At 70.2% G+C, this 18,354-nt stretch carries 18 protein-coding genes; 6 read left to right on the top strand and 12 right to left on the bottom strand.

Going from position 1 to position 18,354, the window contains the following annotated elements; genetic code table 11:
* Nucleotides 1-29 precede the first annotated feature (29 nt).
* Both GQQ93_RS04070 and GQQ93_RS04065 read right to left on the bottom strand, forming a co-directional pair.
* The gene (locus tag GQQ93_RS04070; protein ID WP_022888559.1) at nt 30-236 is read right to left on the bottom strand and encodes a cold-shock protein; all 207 of its coding nucleotides are present in this window, start codon (nt 234-236) and stop codon (nt 30-32) included.
* 228 nt (nt 237-464) lie between these two features.
* Nucleotides 465-668, bottom strand: coding sequence for a cold-shock protein (locus GQQ93_RS04065; RefSeq protein ID WP_022888560.1), 204 nt, complete (start codon nt 666-668; stop codon nt 465-467).
* 341 nt (nt 669-1,009) lie between these two features.
* Here GQQ93_RS04065 and GQQ93_RS17830 point away from each other — a divergent pair, with 341 nt between their 5' ends.
* From GQQ93_RS17830 to GQQ93_RS04050, 3 genes are all read left to right on the top strand, one after another.
* The gene (locus tag GQQ93_RS17830) at nt 1,010-1,570 is read left to right on the top strand and encodes a VanZ family protein (RefSeq protein WP_170296115.1); all 561 of its coding nucleotides are present in this window, start codon (nt 1,010-1,012) and stop codon (nt 1,568-1,570) included.
* Nucleotides 1,571-1,620: 50 nt separating this feature from the next.
* Nucleotides 1,621-2,064, top strand: a complete 444-nt coding sequence (locus tag GQQ93_RS04055; protein WP_157422960.1) for a DUF2510 domain-containing protein — start codon at nt 1,621-1,623, stop codon at nt 2,062-2,064.
* Nucleotides 2,065-2,136: 72 nt separating this feature from the next.
* Nucleotides 2,137-3,249 carry a carboxylate-amine ligase gene (locus GQQ93_RS04050; protein ID WP_157422959.1) on the top strand — a complete coding sequence of 371 codons (1,113 nt, stop codon included), beginning with the start codon at nt 2,137-2,139 and terminating at the stop codon, nt 3,247-3,249.
* Between the two features lie 65 nt (nt 3,250-3,314).
* Here the strand turns inward: GQQ93_RS04050 and GQQ93_RS04045 are convergent, their stop codons facing one another.
* The 7 genes from GQQ93_RS04045 to GQQ93_RS04015 form a co-directional block, all read right to left on the bottom strand.
* Nucleotides 3,315-4,199 carry a MurR/RpiR family transcriptional regulator gene (locus tag GQQ93_RS04045; protein ID WP_157422958.1) on the bottom strand — a complete coding sequence of 295 codons (885 nt, stop codon included), beginning with the start codon at nt 4,197-4,199 and terminating at the stop codon, nt 3,315-3,317.
* Nucleotides 4,200-4,240: 41 nt separating this feature from the next.
* Nucleotides 4,241-5,203 carry an N-acetylmuramic acid 6-phosphate etherase gene (murQ, locus tag GQQ93_RS04040; RefSeq protein ID WP_157422957.1) on the bottom strand — a complete coding sequence of 321 codons (963 nt, stop codon included), beginning with the start codon at nt 5,201-5,203 and terminating at the stop codon, nt 4,241-4,243.
* Complete coding sequence (locus GQQ93_RS04035) at nt 5,200-6,444, bottom strand: anhydro-N-acetylmuramic acid kinase (protein WP_157422956.1); 1,245 nt, start codon at nt 6,442-6,444, stop codon at nt 5,200-5,202. The genes murQ and GQQ93_RS04035 overlap by 4 nt, the downstream gene beginning before the upstream one ends.
* Nucleotides 6,441-7,898: a glycoside hydrolase family 3 protein gene (locus tag GQQ93_RS04030; protein WP_246192079.1), complete on the bottom strand. Its 1,458-nt coding sequence runs from the start codon at nt 7,896-7,898 to the stop codon at nt 6,441-6,443. Before GQQ93_RS04030 ends, GQQ93_RS04035 begins: the two co-directional genes overlap by 4 nt.
* On the bottom strand, nt 7,895-8,740 hold the full coding sequence (locus GQQ93_RS04025; protein WP_157423372.1) for a carbohydrate ABC transporter permease: 846 nt from the start codon (nt 8,738-8,740) through the stop codon (nt 7,895-7,897). The genes GQQ93_RS04030 and GQQ93_RS04025 overlap by 4 nt, the downstream gene beginning before the upstream one ends.
* A 74-nt stretch (nt 8,741-8,814) precedes the next feature.
* Entirely contained in the window at nt 8,815-9,783 is a 969-nt protein-coding gene (locus GQQ93_RS04020; RefSeq protein WP_157422955.1) for a carbohydrate ABC transporter permease, read from the bottom strand.
* A 4-nt stretch (nt 9,784-9,787) separates the two neighbouring features.
* Entirely contained in the window at nt 9,788-11,080 is a 1,293-nt protein-coding gene (locus tag GQQ93_RS04015) for a sugar ABC transporter substrate-binding protein (protein ID WP_157422954.1), read from the bottom strand.
* A gap of 152 nt (nt 11,081-11,232) precedes the next feature.
* Between GQQ93_RS04015 and GQQ93_RS04010 the strand changes: the two genes are divergently transcribed.
* Nucleotides 11,233-12,183, top strand: a complete 951-nt coding sequence (locus GQQ93_RS04010; RefSeq protein WP_246192078.1) for an N-acetylglucosamine kinase — start codon at nt 11,233-11,235, stop codon at nt 12,181-12,183.
* Between the two features lie 111 nt (nt 12,184-12,294).
* Here the strand turns inward: GQQ93_RS04010 and GQQ93_RS04005 are convergent, their stop codons facing one another.
* From GQQ93_RS04005 to GQQ93_RS03995, 3 genes are all read right to left on the bottom strand, one after another.
* Entirely contained in the window at nt 12,295-12,597 is a 303-nt protein-coding gene (locus tag GQQ93_RS04005) for a putative quinol monooxygenase (protein ID WP_157422952.1), read from the bottom strand.
* Nucleotides 12,598-12,652: 55 nt separating this feature from the next.
* On the bottom strand, nt 12,653-13,036 hold the full coding sequence (locus GQQ93_RS04000) for a PKD domain-containing protein (RefSeq protein WP_157422951.1): 384 nt from the start codon (nt 13,034-13,036) through the stop codon (nt 12,653-12,655).
* A gap of 470 nt (nt 13,037-13,506) precedes the next feature.
* On the bottom strand, nt 13,507-14,073 hold the full coding sequence (locus GQQ93_RS03995; RefSeq protein ID WP_157422950.1) for a hypothetical protein: 567 nt from the start codon (nt 14,071-14,073) through the stop codon (nt 13,507-13,509).
* A 397-nt stretch (nt 14,074-14,470) separates the two neighbouring features.
* On the opposite strand from GQQ93_RS03995, the gene GQQ93_RS03990 reads away from it, so the two are divergent.
* Both GQQ93_RS03990 and GQQ93_RS03985 read left to right on the top strand, forming a co-directional pair.
* Nucleotides 14,471-16,204 carry an ABC transporter ATP-binding protein gene (locus GQQ93_RS03990; protein WP_157422949.1) on the top strand — a complete coding sequence of 578 codons (1,734 nt, stop codon included), beginning with the start codon at nt 14,471-14,473 and terminating at the stop codon, nt 16,202-16,204.
* On the top strand, nt 16,201-18,336 hold the full coding sequence (locus GQQ93_RS03985) for an ABC transporter ATP-binding protein (protein ID WP_157422948.1): 2,136 nt from the start codon (nt 16,201-16,203) through the stop codon (nt 18,334-18,336). The genes GQQ93_RS03990 and GQQ93_RS03985 overlap by 4 nt, the downstream gene beginning before the upstream one ends.
* The last annotated feature ends 18 nt before the right edge of the window (nt 18,337-18,354 follow it).

Genomic DNA, 18,354 nt, shown 5'->3' with positions numbered 1-18,354 from the left:
CATCCGTCGTCTGAAACGCGCTGGGAGAACTAACCGATGACGGTGATGTTCTCGGCCTGCAGGCCCTTGGGGCCGCGGGCGGTCTCGAACTCGACCTTCTGGTTCTCCTCGAGCGAGCGGTAGCCGCCCGACGCGATCGCGCTGAAGTGCGCGAAGACATCGGCGGTGCCGTCGTCGGGGGCGATGAAGCCGAAGCCCTTGTCGGCGTTGAACCACTTGACGGTTCCGGTTGCCATATTCATTTCCTTCTGTAGAGCCGAGTCGCCGAGGCGACTGCGACGTGCACGACTTCCAAGTCGTGCGGGTTCCCAGCGACGACGTCCGTCACCGGGAGCTCGCGTGCCGCTCGTGCAGATGACGAGGGCTCGCGGGCTCAACACTAGACGGTGAACCTGTGATACCGCCCGGATACGACGAACGCCGCCGCAGCTGGTGCCGCGACGGCGTTCGACTCTGCCGATGACTCAGAGGCCGCGAATGTTCTCCGCCTGCAGGCCCTTCGGGCCCTGCGCGACGTCGAACTCGACCTTCTGGCCCTCTTCGAGCGAGCGGTAGCCGTTGCCCGAGATCGCGCTGAAGTGCGCGAAGACGTCGGCCGAGCCGTCGTCGGGAGCGATGAAGCCGAAGCCCTTTTCGGCGTTGAACCACTTGACGGTTCCAGTTGCCATACTGCTGTCCTTCTGTCCTTATGGGCCGCTGTTGCGGGCCCGATGCGATCGACGGTCGATCGCTGCCCCGCACGGCGGGTTGCCAGACGGAGCGGGGGGCGAGGGGAGGAATGCCATGCAGGCATCCGCCGTCTCGTATCGGGTCATGCCACGCGGATCGGTCCGCCTCCGGGCAATCGAATGGAGGCGCGGGCAGGCGCCCGCTTGATGGAGGAATCAGTGAAGATACACTATCGATTTCTGCGCCGCAGCACACCGGTCGCGACCGGATTGTGACGTTCGGATCGGACTCCCGGGGCGAATCCAGCCCGTTCGAAGGCTCGGAGGAGGAGAATCGGGCCATGGATCGCCGCCCCCTCGGTCTCGTCGCTGCCGCGTACGCGGCCCTCGTGCTGTGGGTGACGGTCGGTCCGGCGCCCTGGCGCACGACCGGCAACCAGCTCGACGGCGGCATCCTGAACCTCGACGCGTGGACGGCCCAGGTGACGTGGACCACCGGCTATCTGGCCGAGATCGCGTTCAACGTCGCACTGTTCATTCCGGTGGGCGTGCTGGCGGCCCTGCTGCTGCCCCGTCGGGCCTGGCCGCTCGCACTGCTCGTCGGCTTCGCCTTCACGACGGTCATCGAACTCATCCAGGTGCCCGAGCCCGATCGCATCTCCGACCCGCGCGACCTCGTCATGAACACGGCCGGGGCCGTACTCGGCGTGGTGCTCGTGCAGGCGGCCCGCATGGTGCGCCGAGCCGGTGCCGTCGCCGCATCCGAGGTCATCCCGCCGACCGCGGCGCTCGGCCCCGACGCACCGGTCGACGCCGGCGCCGTCGCCGTCGCCGGAGCGAGCCGGCACGACCACGAACGCGTGCTCGCCGCCATGGGGAGTTCTGCCGATCGCGCGGCCTGACGCGCGGCTCTACAGTGGGCGGATGACCTCCCCCGACGCCGCGGCCGCGTATGGCTGAGCACCCGGCGGGCTGGTACGACGACGAAGCGGATGCCACGTGGCTGCGCTATTGGGACGGTCGCAGCTGGACCCCGCACACGGCCCGCAAGGCGGGTGCCCCGTCACCCGCCGCAGCGGGCGCACCGCCGCTGGCGCCGGGCCTCGTCACGGCGCTCATCCCGGCACCGGCCGGCACATTCGCCGCGACCGCCGACGGCGCCGACGAACTCGCCCAGCCCCTCATGCAGACCATGCGCCTCGTGCCCGAGCACACGACCGTACCGACCGTGCACGGCAGCGCCGTGGCATCCGCATCGCCGTTCGTGACCAGGCCGGTGCACTCGGGCGACCGTCTCCCCCGCGGGCGCGTGGCGCTGATCGTCGTGGCCGCGCTCGTGGCGGGCTCGCTCGTCGTGACGCTCGCGTCGAGCGTGGCGATGCTGCTGCTCTTCTGACCCCCGATGGGGGCGAGCCCTTGACGCGCGACCGCCCCCTGAGGAGAGTGTGAGCAGCGAGAGGGAGCCGCGATGACCACCTTCGGCGTCGAGGAGGAGTTCGTCTTCCTCGACCGGGAGACACTGCGCCCGGCCGACGTGGCCGACGGTGCCTTCGCGCACCTCTCCGCCGACCCCAGGTGGCGGCCCCTCGCCCATCGCGAGTTCCTCGCCGCGCAGGTCGAGCACGCCTCGGCCGTGTTCACGCGCATGTCGGACGCACGGGAGGCGCTCGTCGACTTCCGCCGCGGGGTCGCCGCGGAGGCCGACCGGTACGGCGTGGTCGCGGCGAGCGTCGGCTGCCCGCCCGACGCGCTGCCCTTCCCGACGATCACCGACACCCCGCGGTACCAGCGCATCGTCCACGACATGGAGGGTGTGGTCGCCGACCATCAGATCCAAGGGCTGCACGTGCACGTCGGGATCGTCGATCGCGACGCCGGGGTGCGTGCCCTCAACGCCGTCCGCAACTGGTTGCCGCTGCTGTCGGCCCTCACCGGCAACTCGCCCATCTGGCGCGGTCACGACACCGGTTACGAGAGCTGGCGAAACGTAGGGCAGCGCCGTTGGACGACGGCGGGGTGCCCGCCCGAGTTCCGCGACGCCGCCGACTACGACCGGCGGCTCGAGCGGCTCGTGGGCATCGGCGGCATGAAGGACCGCGCGATCATCATGTGGGCTGCTCGGCTCTCGGCTCACGTGCCCACCATCGAGATCAGGATCGCCGACGCCCAGCTCGAGGCGTGGTCGACCGTGCTCCTCGCGGCGGTGTTCCGGGCGCTCGTCGACAGCGTGATCGACACCTCCCTCGGTGCCGCGGCCTCCGTCGTGCCGACGACCGAGGCCGCCCCCGGCCCCGAGCTCCTGAACGCCGCACTGCTGCACTCGGCGCACAGCGGGCTCGACGCGCTCGTGCTCGACCCGGTGCTCGGCGAACTCCGCCCGGCGCTCGAGGTGCTCGACCGCGCGCAGGCGCTGCTCGCTCCCGCGCTCGATGCGAGCGGCGATGCCGAGCTCGTCGCATCCGGCCTCGCGCGCCTGCTCGAGCAGGGCACGGGCGGATCACGGCAGCGGGCGGCCTTCGCGGCCGGCGGGATGCCCGCGCTCCGCGAGCTCTACACCTCGACGTTCACGGCCGCGTACTAGCTCGACGTTCACGGCCGCGTACTAGCTCGACGTTCACGGCCGCCTACTCGACGGCACCGAACCGGCTAGACCGGCCGGCGCCGCGGCCCGACCCGATGGGTCGCGGTGACCTCGAAGGTGCGCTGCAGCGGCTCTGCGACCGAGTCCCCCATGCGCTGCGCCAGCCGCACGAACAGGAAGTCGACGACGGCCAGCTGGGCGATCCTGCTCGACATCGCTCCGACCCGGTAGCTCGACTCGCGGGCGTGCGTCATGAGCACGAATTCGGCGAGCTCGGCGATCGGCGACTCGGGCGAGTTCGTCACGGCGACGGTCGTCGCACCAGCCTCACGGGCGACTTCGAGCGCGTGATTCGTCTCGGCGGTGAGCCCCGAGTGCGAGATGCCGATCGCGACATCCCCCGGCCCGCGCAGCGCCGCCGAGACGAGCGCGAGGTGCACGTCGACCGAGCAGAACGCCGAGATGCCGATGCGGAAGAGCTTCTGCTGCAGGTCCTGGGCGGTGAGCCCGCTCGAGCCGAAGCCGTAGAGGTCGACGTGCGCACCGGCCACGATCGCGTCGACGACCCCGTCGAGCACCGCCATGTCGAGGCCGCCCACCGTCTGCTCGATGGCGAGCACCTCGTGGAAGGCGATCTTCGCCACGACGTCGGCCGCGGTGTCGTCGGGGTCGATGTCGGCGTTCGCGATGCCGAAGCGGTCGCGTTCCGCGGCCTCGCGGCTCACGGCGCTCGCGACCTCCATGCGGAACTCGCGGTAGCCCGAGTACCCGAGCGTCTGACAGAACCGGGCGACGGTCGAGAGCGAGGTGCCGCAGACGCGCGCGAGGTCGGTGATGGTGAGGTCGACCACGAGCGTGGGATCGGCGATGATCGCCTCGGCCACGCGCGCTTCGGACGAGCTCAGGCGCGGCACCGCCTCACGTACGGTCGAGAGCACGTTCGACGACATCTCCAGCCTTCCGTTCCTTCTCCTCGTGATGGCAGCCGCCCCTATTCGACGGTCGTGTCGCGCACACTGGAGAGAGCATCGCGCAGCACTCCATCTTCGGCGGCGAGGCGCGCCAGCGCGAGTTGCGGATCCACCCCAGTCATGGTGACGAGGATCGCGGCCTTCACATGCCCGTCGACGGAGGCGAGTGCCGCGGAGGCCGTGGCGGCGTCGACGCCCGTCGCCTGCATGACGATGCGCTCGGCTCGTGCGCGGAGCTTGGCGTTGGTGGCCTGCACGTCGACCATGAGGTTGCCGTGCACCTTGCCGAGCCGCACCATGGCGATCGTCGAGATCGCGTTGAGCACGAGCTTCTGCGCGGTGCCGCCCTTCAGCCGGGTGGACCCGGCCACGATCTCGGGGCCGACGACGGTCTCGATCGCGAGGTCGGCCGCCGCGCCGATCGCCGAGTCCGCGTTGCAGGCGAAACCGATGCTGAGCGCGCCGACGCGCTTGGCGTACTCGATGGCGCCGAGCACGTACGGGGTGCGCCCCGACGCCGAGATGCCGATGAACGCATCGGACGGGCCGAGCCCGATCGCCTCGAGGTCGGCGGCGCCGAGCGCCGCGTCGTCCTCGGCGTTCTCGACGGCCGAGCGCAGCGCGCCGTCACCGCCCGCGATGAGCCCGACGACGAGGGCGGGATCGGTGCCGAAGGTCGGCGGGATCTCGCTCGCGTCGAGCACGCCCATGCGGCCCGCGGTGCCGGCCCCCGCGTACACGAGGCGGCCGCCGCTGCGCAGGCGCGCGACGATGGCGTCGACGGCGGCGGCGATCTGGGGGGTCGCCTCGGTGACCGCCGCGACGGCCTGGGCGCTCTCGGCCTGCATGGCGGCGAGCTGCGCCTCGGTCGAGAGCAGGTCGAATCCGGCGTGCGCGTCGTTGACCTGCTCGGTCGAGAGTTCGCCGAGCAGCTCGCGCAGCGCGCGATGCTCGGCCGACTGCTGCGGTGGGTGACCGCTCATGGTGTTGCTCCCCCGTTGGTGCGGTGTTCGATGGTGCGGTGTTCGATGGTGACGGATGCCACGCCGGCGAGCGGCGCGGTCGGTTCGAGCGGTGCCGGCCCGGGCGAGAACCGCCCGAGCACGCGGGCTCCCGCCGGCTCGGGGCCGAGCTGGATCGGCACGCCGTGCCGGCTGCAGTACCCGAGCAGCGCGAACATGAGCGACTCCTTGAACGCCGGGTCGAGGCCGCGCGCGGCGCTCGACTCGACGGCGATTCCGCGAGCAGTGGCGTGCTCGGCGATGCGGGCGAGCAGCACCGGGTTCAGGGCGCCGCCGCCCGAGCAGATGAGCGTCGCCGGTGCGGCCTCGGCGAGCGCGTCGACCACCGAGCGCGCGGTGAGCTCGGTGAGCGTCGCGACCAGGTCGGCGACGGGCAGCGCGTCGGGCCCGGCGGCCGCGGCGACCGCGGCGTCGACGACCCCGAGGTCGAAGGTCTCGCGTCCGGTCGACTTCGGTGCAGGGGCCGCGAAGTACGGGTGCGCGAGCAGTTCGGCGAGGAGCCCCTCGTGCACCCGCCCGGCGGAGGCGAGCCGACCGCCGTCGTCGTAGCCCTGCGCGCCCGCCGAGTGCCGGTCGACCACGGCGTCGATGAGACAGTTGCCGGGGCCGGTGTCGAAGGCGACGACGGAACCGTCGGCACCCACGAGCTGCACGTTCGCGATGCCGCCGAGATTCACGGTCGCGAGCGTGCGCCCAGCGGCCCGGGCTTCGTCGCCCAGCCACAGGCGGTCGAAGAACGCCATGAGCGGCGCCCCCTCACCGCCCGCGGCGATGTCGGCCATGCGCACGTCGGAGAGGACGGGCACGTCCGCGCGCTCGGCGATCCACGCGGGCTCCCCGAGCTGCATGGTGCCGCGGGCATGCCCGCCCTCGACCCAGTGGTGCACGGTCTGGCCGTGCGAGACGATGAGATCGGGCGTCGAACCCGATGCGCGGATGCCACGTGCCGCCGCTTCGGCGAAGGCCTGGCCGAGCTCCGTGGTGAGCCGGGTCCACCCGCCCGCGTCGAGGGCCTCCCCGGCCGCGACCGCCAGGATCCTCGCGCGGAGCGCGGATTCCCAGTCGATCGTGCTCGTGTGCAGCGGCGTCAGCTGCAGCGGCGGGGTGCTCGGGTCCACGGCGTCGTGCGCGGGTCGGATCTCGACGACGGCGACGTCGATGCCGTCCGCCGAGGTGCCCGACTGCAGGGAGAGCACGATCACGCGCCGGCCCCCGACTCGAGCAGTTCGCTCGCGACCTCGGCCGCGAGGCGGCTCGCGGCGCGGGTGTGCAGCGTCGGCAGCGGCAGGGGCTCGCCCGGCATGCCGGTGTCGACCACGACGGCGTCGGGGCGGATCGCCGCGATGTTCGCGACGCGGTCGCGCTGCGGGCCGGGAGCGCCGACGGCGTCGACGATCACGACGAGCGGGCCGCCGCCCGGCACCGCGGCGTCGCCGCGCAGCACCCGCCCGCCGGCGGCCAGCGCCCGCTCGACGTAGTCGGCGTCGCTGTCGACGGCGAGCGTCGAACGACCGCGCACGTCGAGCACCGCTCGCGCGCCCGGCAGCGCCGGAATCTCGGCGTCCACGGTGATCGCCTCGCGGGCGACCCGGCGCGTGTCCAGTGGCATCCGCTCGTTCGACGGGGCCGCGTCGAGCGAGACCGCGAGCCTGCGCACCCGCTCGGCCGCGCGCGCGACGATCGCGACGTCGAGCGTTCCGTCGTCGAGCGCGGCGAAGATCGCCTGCTGGACCTCGCGGAAGTCGCGCACGTCCTGGTCGGCTGCGGCCGCCGCGCCCGGGTTCGTCGGGTTCGAGATGCAGAGCAGGTCGGCGCCCGCGCGGAGCGCCTGCACGGCACCGGGCCCGGCACCGACCGATTCGCGCACCGCCGCCATGTCGAGCGCGTCGGTGATGATGACGCCCTCGAAGCCGAGCCCGCGTAGGTGGGCGAGCGCGACCGGGTTCAGGGTCGCCGGCGCGGTGCCCCACTCGGGAACGATGATGTGCGCCGTCATGACGGCGGCGACGCCCGCGGCGATCGCCGCACGGAACGGGGGAAGGTGGATGCGCTCGAGCTCGTCGAGCCCGATCGTGAGCTCGGGCATCGCGTGGTGCGAATCGAGGTGCGTGTCGCCGTGCCCCGGGAAGTGCTTCACGCATGCGGCCGCACCGGCCCGCTGGATGCCGCGGAGCTGCGCCACCGCGTGCCGCGAGACGAGCTCGGGGTCGGCGCCGAAGGAGCGCACGCCGATGACCGGGTTGCGCGGGTCGGTGTTGACGTCGGCGACCGGGCCGAGCACCACGTTCGCCCCGACCGCGCGCGACCGGTCGGCGAGCTGCTCGCCCACCGCCTCGGTCGCCCCGAGGTCGTCGACGAAGCCGAGCTGCGCCGCGCCCGGCAGCGTCGAACCGAGCGCCGCGTCGACGCGGGTGACGTTGCCGCCCTCCTCGTCGATGCCGACGAGGAGGGGCCGGGTCTCGGCCGAGTACGCGGCGAACTCGGCCGCGAGAGCGCCTGCGGGCTCACCGTGCAGGTTGTGCGCGAAGAGCACGGCGCCCGCGAGGCCCGAGTCGAGCTCGCGGCGAAGCCAGTCCGGAATGCTCCGGCCGAGGAAGCCGGGCCAGAGCACTCCGCCCACCAAGTCCCTGATGGTGGGATCGTCCGCGGCGGTCACCCCTTCACCGCGCCGGCCACGAGGCCGCTCGACAAGCGACGCTGGACGATGACGAAGAAGATCATGACCGGGATCGTGATGATCGTCGATGCGGCCATGATGTAGCCCCACTCGTTGGAGTGCTCGCCGAAGAACTGCTTGAGGCCGATCGCGACCGTGTAGTTCTCGCTGGCCCCGCCGAGCAGGGTCATGGCGAAGATGAACTCGTTCCACGCGGTGATGAACGAGAACACGCTCGTCGCGACGAGTCCGGGCATGACGAGAGGCAGCAGCACCGAACGGAACATCCGCCCCCAGCTGGCGCCGTCGATGTAGGCGGCCTCCTCGAGCTCGACGGGCACCGCGGCGACGAAGCCGCGCAGCATCCAGATGCCGAAGGGCAGCGAAAGGGCGACGTAGACGACCATGAGGCCGAGCAGCGTGTTCAGCAGCTGGAGGTCGCGCACCTGCACGAACAGCGGGATCACGAGCGCCTCGAGCGGCACCATCTGCACGATCAGGATCATGAGGAGCATCGCCGTGCGGAACTTGAATCGGAAGCGTGCGACCGCGACCGAGGCGAGGAGGGCCAGCAGCGCGCTCGCGAGCACCGTCACGACGGCGACGATCGCCGAGTTGCGCAGGAACACGTCGAATCCGCCCTCGGTGAGCACGTACTCGAAGTTCGACAGCGACCACTCGCGGGGCAGCAGCTGCTGCCCGCCGGCGCCGGCCTGCGCGTCGAAGGCGCTCGAGAGCATCCAGAACGCGGGGAACAGGGTGAAGCCGAGCAGCAGCACGACGAGCACCGCCTTGCCGCCCGCGACGCGCGCCTTGCGCGCCGACGTGCGGCCCTTGCGCAGCCGCGCCACATCGCTGGATGCCTCGGGCCGGGTGCCGCGCGAGGCATCCGACCGCTCTTCGGTGGTGACGGTGCTCACAGCTCCTCCTCCTTCAGCATGGTGCGCACGTACACGACGGTGATGCCGAGCAGTACGAGGGTGAGCAGCACGGCGATCGCCGAGCCGAAGCCGTAGCGGTTCTGGCCGAACGACTCGACGTACGACCAGACGCCGAGGTTCAGCGCCTCGCGGTTCGAGCCGGCGCCGCCTGGCATGAGGTAGACCTGCGCGAAGACCTTGAAGTCCCAGATGGTCGACAGGATGATGACGACCGCGAAGACCTGCTTGAGGTTCGGCACGATGATGCGCCAGAAGCGGCGCCAGGGGCCCGCACCGTCCATCTCCGCGGCCTCGAGCATCTCCTTCGGCACACCGAGGAGGCCGGCGAGGATCGTGATGGCGACGAACGGGAAGCCGTGGTGGATGACGTTGAGGAGGACGATGCCGTAGAAGGTGTAGCGGTTGGTGAACCAGTTGACGGGTTCGTCCTGGAGTCCGAGGGCCTGGAGGGTCTCGTTGACGATGCCGCGGTCGGCGTCGAAGATCCAGATCCAGACGTAGGTGCCGGTGACCGCGGGCATGGCCCAGGCGATCATGATGGCGCTGCCGACGACGGTGCGCCAGAAGCCGCCGAGACTCGCCATGAGCACGGCGACGGCGGTGCCGAGGGCGACGGTGCCGGCGACCGCCAGCACCGCGAAGCCGACCGTGTTCGGCAGCACGACGGTGTAGAGCTCGGGGCTCGTGAAGATCTCGCCGTAGTTGGCGAGGCCGATCCAGTTCGGCTCGCCCGAGACGATCTCGCGCAGGCCGTAGTCCTGGAGGGAGAAGAGGAGCACCCGCACGAGCGGCCACAGCAGCAGCACGGCGAGCACCGCGAGCGCGGGGGCGAGGAGGAGCCAGGGGCGGCTCCGGGTCAGGAGGCTCTTGCGGGCGGCCCCGCCGGCCGCGCGGGGAGCCGAAGCTCCCGGCGCGGCCGTCGGAACCTGAAGGGTGTTCGACACGAGGTCAGCCGTTCATGATCTCGTCCATCTCCGCGGCGGCGTCGGTGAGCGCCTGCTCGACCGACTTCTGCCCGGAGAGGATCGCCTGGATGGCGGTGTTGGTGGTCTTCTTCGCCTGGACGGCGCCGAACTTCGGGGTCACCGGCGGGGTGCCGCCGCCCTCGACCATCTGCTGCGCGAAGGGGCGCACCAGCGGGTCGTCGGAGGCGATCGCCTCGTCGAGGAGCGAGGTCTGGCCGGGGAAGTACCCGGTCTCGTCGCCCCACTGCTTGGCGAAGTCACCCGTGGTCATCAGCTTGATGAACTCCCAGGCGAGGTCCTTGTTCTCGGCCGTCTCGAACATCGAGAGGTGCGAGCCGCCGAGCACCGACGGGGCGATGCCGCCGTCCTTGCCGGGGATCGGGGTGGCGGCGAACTTGCCCTCGAGCTCGGCGTTCTTCTCGACGATCGCGGCGGGAGTCCACGAGCCCATGAGGGCCATGGCGACGTTGCCCTGTGCGAAGTTGTCGAGCACGTCGGTCTCCTTCCACGTGGTGGCGCCGGCCGACGAGAAGCCGTGCTCGGTCGCGAGGCCGGTGTAGAAGCCGATGCCCTCCTGCGACTCGCGGCTCGCCATACCGGAGACCCACTCGTCGCCCTCGAGCGTCGAGACCTCGCCGCCCGCACCCCAGACCCAGGGGTAGACGCCGAACTCGGCGTCGCCGGGAACGGCGAACGGCATCATCTCGGGGTGGGCGGCCTTGATCTTGTCGCCGGCGGCGACGATCTCGTCCCAGGTGGTCGGAGCCGCGAGGCCGAGCTCCTCGAAGATGTCGGAGCGGTAGACGAGCGAGCGAACGCCGGCGTACCAGGGCATGCCGTAGAGCTCGTCGTCGTAGGTGCCCGCAGCGACGAGACCCTCGACCAGGTCGTCACCGAGGTCGTCGGCGGCGACGTACTCGTCGATCGGTGCGAGTGCGCCGGCATCGGCGAACTCGGCGGTCCAGGTGGTGCCGGTCTCGGCGACGTCGGGCGTGGTGCCGCCCGCGATCGACGTGACGAAGCGGTCGTGGGCGTCGGCCCACTGCACGAACTCGACGTCGAGCTCGGCGCCGGTCTTCTCGGTGAAGGCGTCGGCGACCTCTTCGAAGTAGGCGTCCGAGTCGGGGTTGGTGCCTTCCATGATCCAGACGGTGAGCGTCTGGCCTTCGGCGTTCGTACCGCCGTCGCCGTTGTCGCCGGAACCGCCCGAGCAGGCGGTCAAGCCGAGCGCGGCGGCGACGCCGAGCGCGGCGATCGGGAGGAAGCGCTTGTTCATCAGGATGGTCTCCTCGTTGAAACTGGTCGTGGGCGCAGGGGCCCTGGCTGTGATTCTCTGGACAGACGTGATCCGCGAACAGATCGACTCTCTGGAAGTAGTATTCGGGAATGGCGCCAAGATTGCAAGAAACTTCCGAACGCTCGGAAGTCGTGCTGGGCATCGACATCGGCGGCACCGGGGGCCGGGCCGCGCTCGAGCCGCTCTCCGGGGCGTTCGGCGCGGAGCGCGTGCTGCTCGACGGGCCGCCGGTCGCGATCACCTCGGGCGGGAGTTCGGCACTCGCCGTGACAGGTTCGCTCATCGAGGAGGCGCGCGCGGCACTGCAGGTGCGGTGGCCCGATGGGCGGATCGCCGCGGTCGCGATCGGTGCGACCGGCGTCGCCTCTCTCGTGACGAATCCCGCCGCCTCGCTCGCCGCCCTGTCGGAGGCGGCCGGCGGCAGCCCCGTCGCCCTCGCGATCGATGCGGTGACCGCCCATCTCGGTGCCCTCGCGGGCGAGCCCGGCGCGGTCGTCGCCGTCGGCACCGGCGCGATCGCCCTCGGCACCGACCTGCACGAGGTGTGGCGTCGCGTCGGCGGTTGGGGGCATCTCTACGACGATCGCGGCTCGGGCGCCTGGATCGGCATCGAGGGCCTGAAGGCCGCGATCCAGACGCACGACGGCATCACCACGGATGCCTCGGCGCTGCTCTCGGCGGCGGAGTCGCGCTTCGGACCGGCGCCGAGCTGGCCCGCCCAGCTCTACACGCGCGACGATCGCGGCTCGGTGCTCGCAGGGTTCGCGGCGGATGTCGCGGGGCTCGCCGCGGTCGGCGACCCCGTCGCCGCACGGATCATGTCGGACGCGGGCACGCTCGTCGCCCGCACGCTCGCCGCAGCCCTCGACCCGGCGCTCCCCCGGAGGGCGGCGGGCATCGGCGGCGTGTTCGCCGCCGGCGGCGAGTTCACCGCGGCGTTCACGGCGGAGTTCGCCCGACTCGCCCCCGACGCCTCGCTCGTCGTCGGCCGGGCGACGCCGCTCGGCGGCGCGGTAAGACTGGCGCGACTCGTCGCCGCCGGTGAGGTGCCTGCAGGGCACCCGCCGTTCCTCTGGTTGTGAGGCGCCCGCCGCGGGCTGGCCGCGCGTCGGGGCTCGAGCAGGATGAGCGCGCCGGCGGGCCCGCTGGGGAGGGTGCCGAATGGCTCATCCTGTTCAAGCTGCCGAATCGGATCAACCGCGGAGGGGTGAGCCGATGACCTCGAAACGATGGCCGTCGTGGTCGCCGCTGAGCAACGGCATGACCTCGGCGATGGCGGCGCGCACCTCGGGGAGTTGCAGCGAGGCCCGGTGAGCCTCGGCCGACTCCCAGAGCTCGCTGACGAAGACGGAGTCGGGCTGCTCGTCGTTGAACCCGACCTCGTAGAGGAGGCAGCCGTGCCGGCCGAGCTCGGCGCCCGGCCGCGTGAGCATCTCGATCACCTGGTCGCGGGCACCCGGCTGCACGCCGAGCCGCCCGACATTCGCGAAGGTCATGCCGCGATTCTGGCGCGCCCCTCCGACACCGCGCGCGGCGCGGTCTCGAACGCGCTCAGCAGCCCGGGCCCTCGGGATTCGCGTCGCAGTCGTCCTTCGTGAGCACGGTGTCGACCTCCCCCACGAGGACCTGCTGCGCCGGCCCTGCGACGGCGAGCGTTCCGGCGATGCCCTGCCAGCCCGACCCGCCGAAGCGGTACTCCGCGGCGAGCGCGACCTCGACCGTCACCGTGTACTCGCCGGGCTCGGCGTAGACATGGCTCGTGGCGGTCGGACTGAACTCGCGCAGCCCGAGCCGCTCCCAGCTCGCGCCCGGGGTCGAACTGGTCACGGTCGCCCCGTCGCTGTGCACCCATCGGTACCCGACCGGGGTGAACCGCACCTCGGCGGGGCGCCCGAGCAGCGTGCCCGCCACGACCTCCACCGAGGCTTCAGCCACGAAGTTCGCCGGGAGCCCCGCGACGGCCCACCCGCCTGGCTGCATCTCGTTGCCCGGCTGCGCCGGCCGAAAGGAGGCGATGTCGCGGAGGGTGATCGCCGCAGGTGCCCCGGGGGTCGCCGGCGGAGGTGGGGTCTCCGGCCGCGCGCACGCCGCCTGGAAGTTGGCGTCGCACAGCCGGGCCCAGTCCTCGCCGGACCAGACGTCGGCTTCGCCGGGTGGTGGTGTGTCTACCAGCGCGTCGTTTGAAGAACTCCCGGACTCGTCGCCCAGCCCCGGAGTATCTGTTTCTCGACTTGGCAAGTCGTTGGGATGAACGTACGCATCAAGAACTACGCTTCCATCATCCACCTCCGCGTCGAAGCTTCCGCATCCAAAGCTCGCAAGCACTCGCGAACAACTACCATCGGTTCCGGCGGCGGCGGGCCCACTCGTGGCGAGGAAGACAACCACCCCGACGGACGCCGCAATCAGCAGAAGTCGCTGCCGGACCATTGTGTGATTCCATCCACGACTAGGGCGTCAGGGTCCAACCCGTTGGTCACAAAGTTCCCCTGTGACGGGACCCGGTCGGGACGACTCGCCGGGGTAACGTCCTTGCCGTCCGCGGAGATCGCTCGAACGTTCGTCACGTCCTGACAGAAATAGAGGGTGACGTGCACAGCGCCATCGACTTGCTCGTGCTGCGCCAAGGAAACGGTGTCAAATGTCCCGGACCCTTCAAGGTGACCGCCCGCGGTTCGCAATGCCCTGAACTCTTCATACAAGATCTCGGCGAATGCGGAGGTCACGAAGGCATCTATGCGTTCGGGCCCGGCACCTCCGTCCGCTGCGATGGCATCAGATGCAGCCGCATACGCCTCATACGCCTCCACCGCAGCGGCGAGGGCCTCCTCGTCGGAGGCGAAGATCGGTGCCGTGCTCGCGGTCGCCGTCGGCTCGGGTGCGGGCTCGGCCTCGGGCGTGCACGCACTCAGTACGAGCGCCAGCGCGCCTGCTGCGGCGAGCGCGACGACGCGCGTGCTCGGGATCGACATGGCGTCCACCATAGGTGAGCAGCGCACCGTGCCGAGTCGGTTATCCACAGGGCTGCGCACGGCCCTCCCATCAACGTCGGTACCGGAGTACCGAAGTACCGGGCTCCTGCAAGAGGGAGATCCCTTCCGCCCCGTCGGACCAGACCGTGACATCCCGCGCTCGACCGGTGAGCGCCCCCGCGGCCGCCTCGATTTCGCCATCGGTGAACGCTATGGGTCGGATGACCCGGTGCGCTTGATTCCTGATCAGGGCCGTGTTTGGCTGTAACGCTGCAATGTCGGACGGGGGTGCGACGATGCAGTTCGGGTGGAGGAGCCGCCAGCTCCGCAGCGGTCGCGCGCGCACGAATGCGTCGTGGTCGAGGCATCCGCCGCTTCGCCGATTCCTGGAGATCACATGCTCAGAAGACTCCTGTTCAAATACCTCAAGCCCTACTGGTTGCTCCTCGTCGGCGTTCTGGTCTTCCAGTTCGCCTCGGCCATCGCGACCTTCAACCTGCCCAGTCTGAACGCCGACATCATCGACAACGGCGTCTCGAAGGGCGACACCGAATACATCTGGTCGACCGGCCTCGTGATGCTCGCCATCTCGCTCGGTCAGATCACGGCGTCGATCATCGCCACCTACTTCGCGGCGAAGGCCGCCATGCAGGCAGGCCGCGACATCCGCGACGACGTCTTCGAGCGCGTCTCGAGCTTCTCCGAGCGCGAGGTGTCGAAGTTCGGCCCCGGCTCGCTCATCACCCGCAACACGAACGACGTGCAGCAGGTGCAGATGCTCGCGATGATGGGCGCCACGTTCCTCGTGACCGCCCCGATCCTCGCGGTCGGCGGCATCATCATGGCGCTCCGGCAGAACGTCGAGCTCTCGTGGCTCATCGCGGTCGCCGTTCCGGTGCTGCTCGTCATCGCGGTCGTCGTCATCAGCCGCATGGTGCCGCTCTTCCGCAGCTACCAGCACAAGCTCGACAACGTGAACCGCATCATGCGCGAGCAGCTGACCGGCATCCGCGTGGTGCGCGCCTTCGTGCGCGAGCCCATCGAGGAGGAGCGCTTCAGCGAGGCGAACACCGACATCATGGTGATCGGCCGCAAGGTCGGCTCGCTGTTCGTGCTGCTGTTCCCAATGTTCATGCTCGTGCTCAACGTCACCGTCGTCGGCGTCGTCTGGTTCGGCGCGATCGAGGTCGACGCGGGCACCGTGCAGATCGGCACGCTCTTCGCCTTCATGCAGTACGTGATGCTCATTCTCACCGGCGTGCTCATGGCGAGCTTCATGACGATCATGATCCCGCGCGCCGCGGTCTCGGCCGAGCGCATCAGCGAGGTGCTCGACGCCGACACCTCCCTCGAGCGTCCGGCGAACCCGATCACCGAGTTCCCGTCGCCCGGCACGATCGAGTTCGCCGACGCCGAGTTCACCTACCCCGGCGCCGAGCACCCGGTGCTCTCGGGCATCACCTTCGGGGCCGCACCCGGCGAGACCGTCGCGATCGTCGGCTCGACCGGCGCAGGCAAGACGACCCTCGTCTCGCTCATCCCCCGCCTGTTCGACGTGACGGGCGGCAGCGTGAAGGTCGGCGGCGTCGACGTGCGCGAGGTCGACCTCGAGCACCTGTGGTCCACCATCGGACTCGTGCCGCAGCGACCGTTCCTGTTCACCGGCACCGTGGCATCCAATCTGCGATTCGGTCGCGAGGAGGCCACCGACGACGAGCTGTGGCACGCGCTCGAGATCGCCCAGGGCCGCGACTTCGTCGAAGAGATGGAGGGCGGGCTCAACGCGAAGATCTCGCAGGGCGGCACCAACGTCTCGGGCGGCCAGCGGCAGCGCCTCGCGATCGCTCGGGCGATCGTGCACAACCCCGGCATCCTCGTCTTCGACGACTCGTTCTCGGCGCTCGACCTGACGACCGACGCCAGACTCAGGCAAGCACTCTGGAGGGAGTTGCCGAACGTGACGAAGATCGTCGTCGCGCAGCGCGTCTCGACCATCACCGACGCCGACCGCATCGTCGTGCTCGATGACGGCGGCATCGTCGGCCTCGGCACCCACGACGAACTGCTCGTCTCGAGTGCGACCTACCGCGAGATCGTCGAATCCCAGCTCGGAGTGGAGGCCGGCGCATGAGCTCCCGTACCGCAGAAGCGAACAAGAAGGCCAAGCCCGAGCCCGAGCTCACCGAAGAGGAGCGCCTCGAGATCGAGCTCGGCGAGCAGGCGCGCATCAACGCCGACGACTGGTCGGGCGCCGTCGCGCCGGGCAAGGCGAAGAACTTCGGCCAGAGCTTCGGCCGCCTCATCGGCCTCCTGAAGCCGCACGCCTTCGCGTTCGTCTTCGTCTCCATCCTCGGCGCCCTCGGCGTCGTGCTCACGGTGCTCGCACCGAAGGTGCTCGGCGAGGCGACCAACATCGTCTTCGAGGGCGCCGCCTCGACCGCACTCGGCCAGCAGTTCCCCGCGGGCACCTCGCAAGAGCAGGTCGTCGAGGCGCTGCGCGCCGCCGGCCAGACCGACTTCGCGAATATGGTCGCCGCGATGGAGAACTTCCAGGTCGGCGCGGGCGTCGACTTCGTGCGCCTGAGCCAGGTCGTCATCATCGTGCTCGGGCTGTACTTCCTCGCCTCGGTGCTCACCTGGCTGCAGGGCTACGTCATCAACGTCATCATGGTGAAGACGATGTACCGCCTGCGCGAGTCGGTCGAGGCGAAGATCAACCGCCTGCCGCTCAGCTACTTCGACAAGGTGCAGCGCGGCGAGCTGATCTCGCGCGTCACGAACGACATCGACAACATCACCCAGACGATGCAGCAGTCGCTCTCTACCGTGGTCACCTCGGTGCTCACCGTCGTCGGCGTGCTCATCATGATGTTCTCGATCTCGTGGCAGCTCTCGCTCGTCGCCCTCGTCTCGCTGCCGCTCATGGGCGTGATCTTCGGCGTCATCGGGCCGAAGTCGCAGAAGGCCTTCGGCATCCAGTGGCGCAAGGTCGGGCGACTCAACGCCCGCGTCGAAGAGTCCTTCTCGGGCCACGCACTCGTCAAGGTCTTCGGTCGCGAAGAGACCTCGCGCGCGGCGTTCAAGGCCGAGAACCAGGAGCTCTACGAAGCCAGCTTCAAGGCGCAGTTCCTCTCGGGCATCATCATGCCCGGCATGATGTTCATCGGAAACCTCACCTACGTGGGCATCGCCGTGCTCGGCGGCCTCATGGTCGCGAGCGGCCAGCTGCGACTGGGCGACGTGCAGGCGTTCATCATGTACTCGCAGCAGTTCACCCAGCCCCTCTCGGAGCTCGGCGGCATGGCGGCGGTCGTGCAGTCGGGCACCGCCTCGGCCGAGCGCGTCTTCGAACTGCTCGACGAAGACGAGCAGGAGCCCGACGCGAAGAACGCCCCGGCACCGGTCGACGGTGACGGCACCATCGTGTTCGATCACGTGGCGTTCTCGTACTCGCCCGAGCACCCGCTGATCACCGACCTGTCGTTCCGGGTCGAGCCCGGGCAGACGGTCGCGATCGTCGGTCCGACCGGCGCCGGCAAGACGACGCTCGTGAACCTCATCATGCGGTTCTACGAGCTCGACGGTGGCCGCATCCTGCTCAACGGCCAGAACATCGCCGACCTCACCCGCCACGACGTGCGGGCGAAGACCGGCATGGTCCTGCAGGACCCGTGGCTGTTCGCCGGCTCGATCCGCGAGAACATCCGCTACGGGCGCCAGTCGGCGACCGACGACGAGGTGCTCGCTGCCGCCAAGGCGACCTACGTCGACCGCTTCGTGCACTCGCTGCCCGACGGCTACGACACGAAGCTCGACGAAGACGCCTCGAACGTCTCGGCGGGTGAGAAGCAGCTCATCACGATCGCCCGCGCGTTCGTGGCGCAGCCGAGCGTGCTCATCCTCGACGAGGCGACGAGCTCGGTCGACACCCGCACCGAGCTGCTGCTGCAGCACGCGATGGCCGCGCTCCGCGAGGGTCGCACCTCGTTCGTGATCGCGCACCGTCTCTCGACGATCCGCGACGCCGACCTCATCCTCGTGATGGAGCACGGCGACATCGTCGAGCAGGGCGACCACGAGCAGCTCATCGCCGCGAAGGGCGCATACTACCGCCTCTACAACTCGCAGTTCGAGCAGGCGGCGACCGACCTCGACGCCGAGCAGGCGCTCGGCGACGCGACGGTCGTCACGGCCTCCGACGCCGAGCCGCAGGCCGGTCTTCTGAAGGGCATCGAAGCGGAGATGGCCGAAGAGATCGAGTAGTCCGAACACGGCGACACG

The sequence above is a fragment of the Agromyces lapidis genome (assembly GCF_009749405.1).
Classification (GTDB): Bacteria; Actinomycetota; Actinomycetes; order Actinomycetales; family Microbacteriaceae; genus Agromyces; species Agromyces lapidis.
This window is presented reverse-complemented; position numbering and strand designations above follow the sequence as displayed.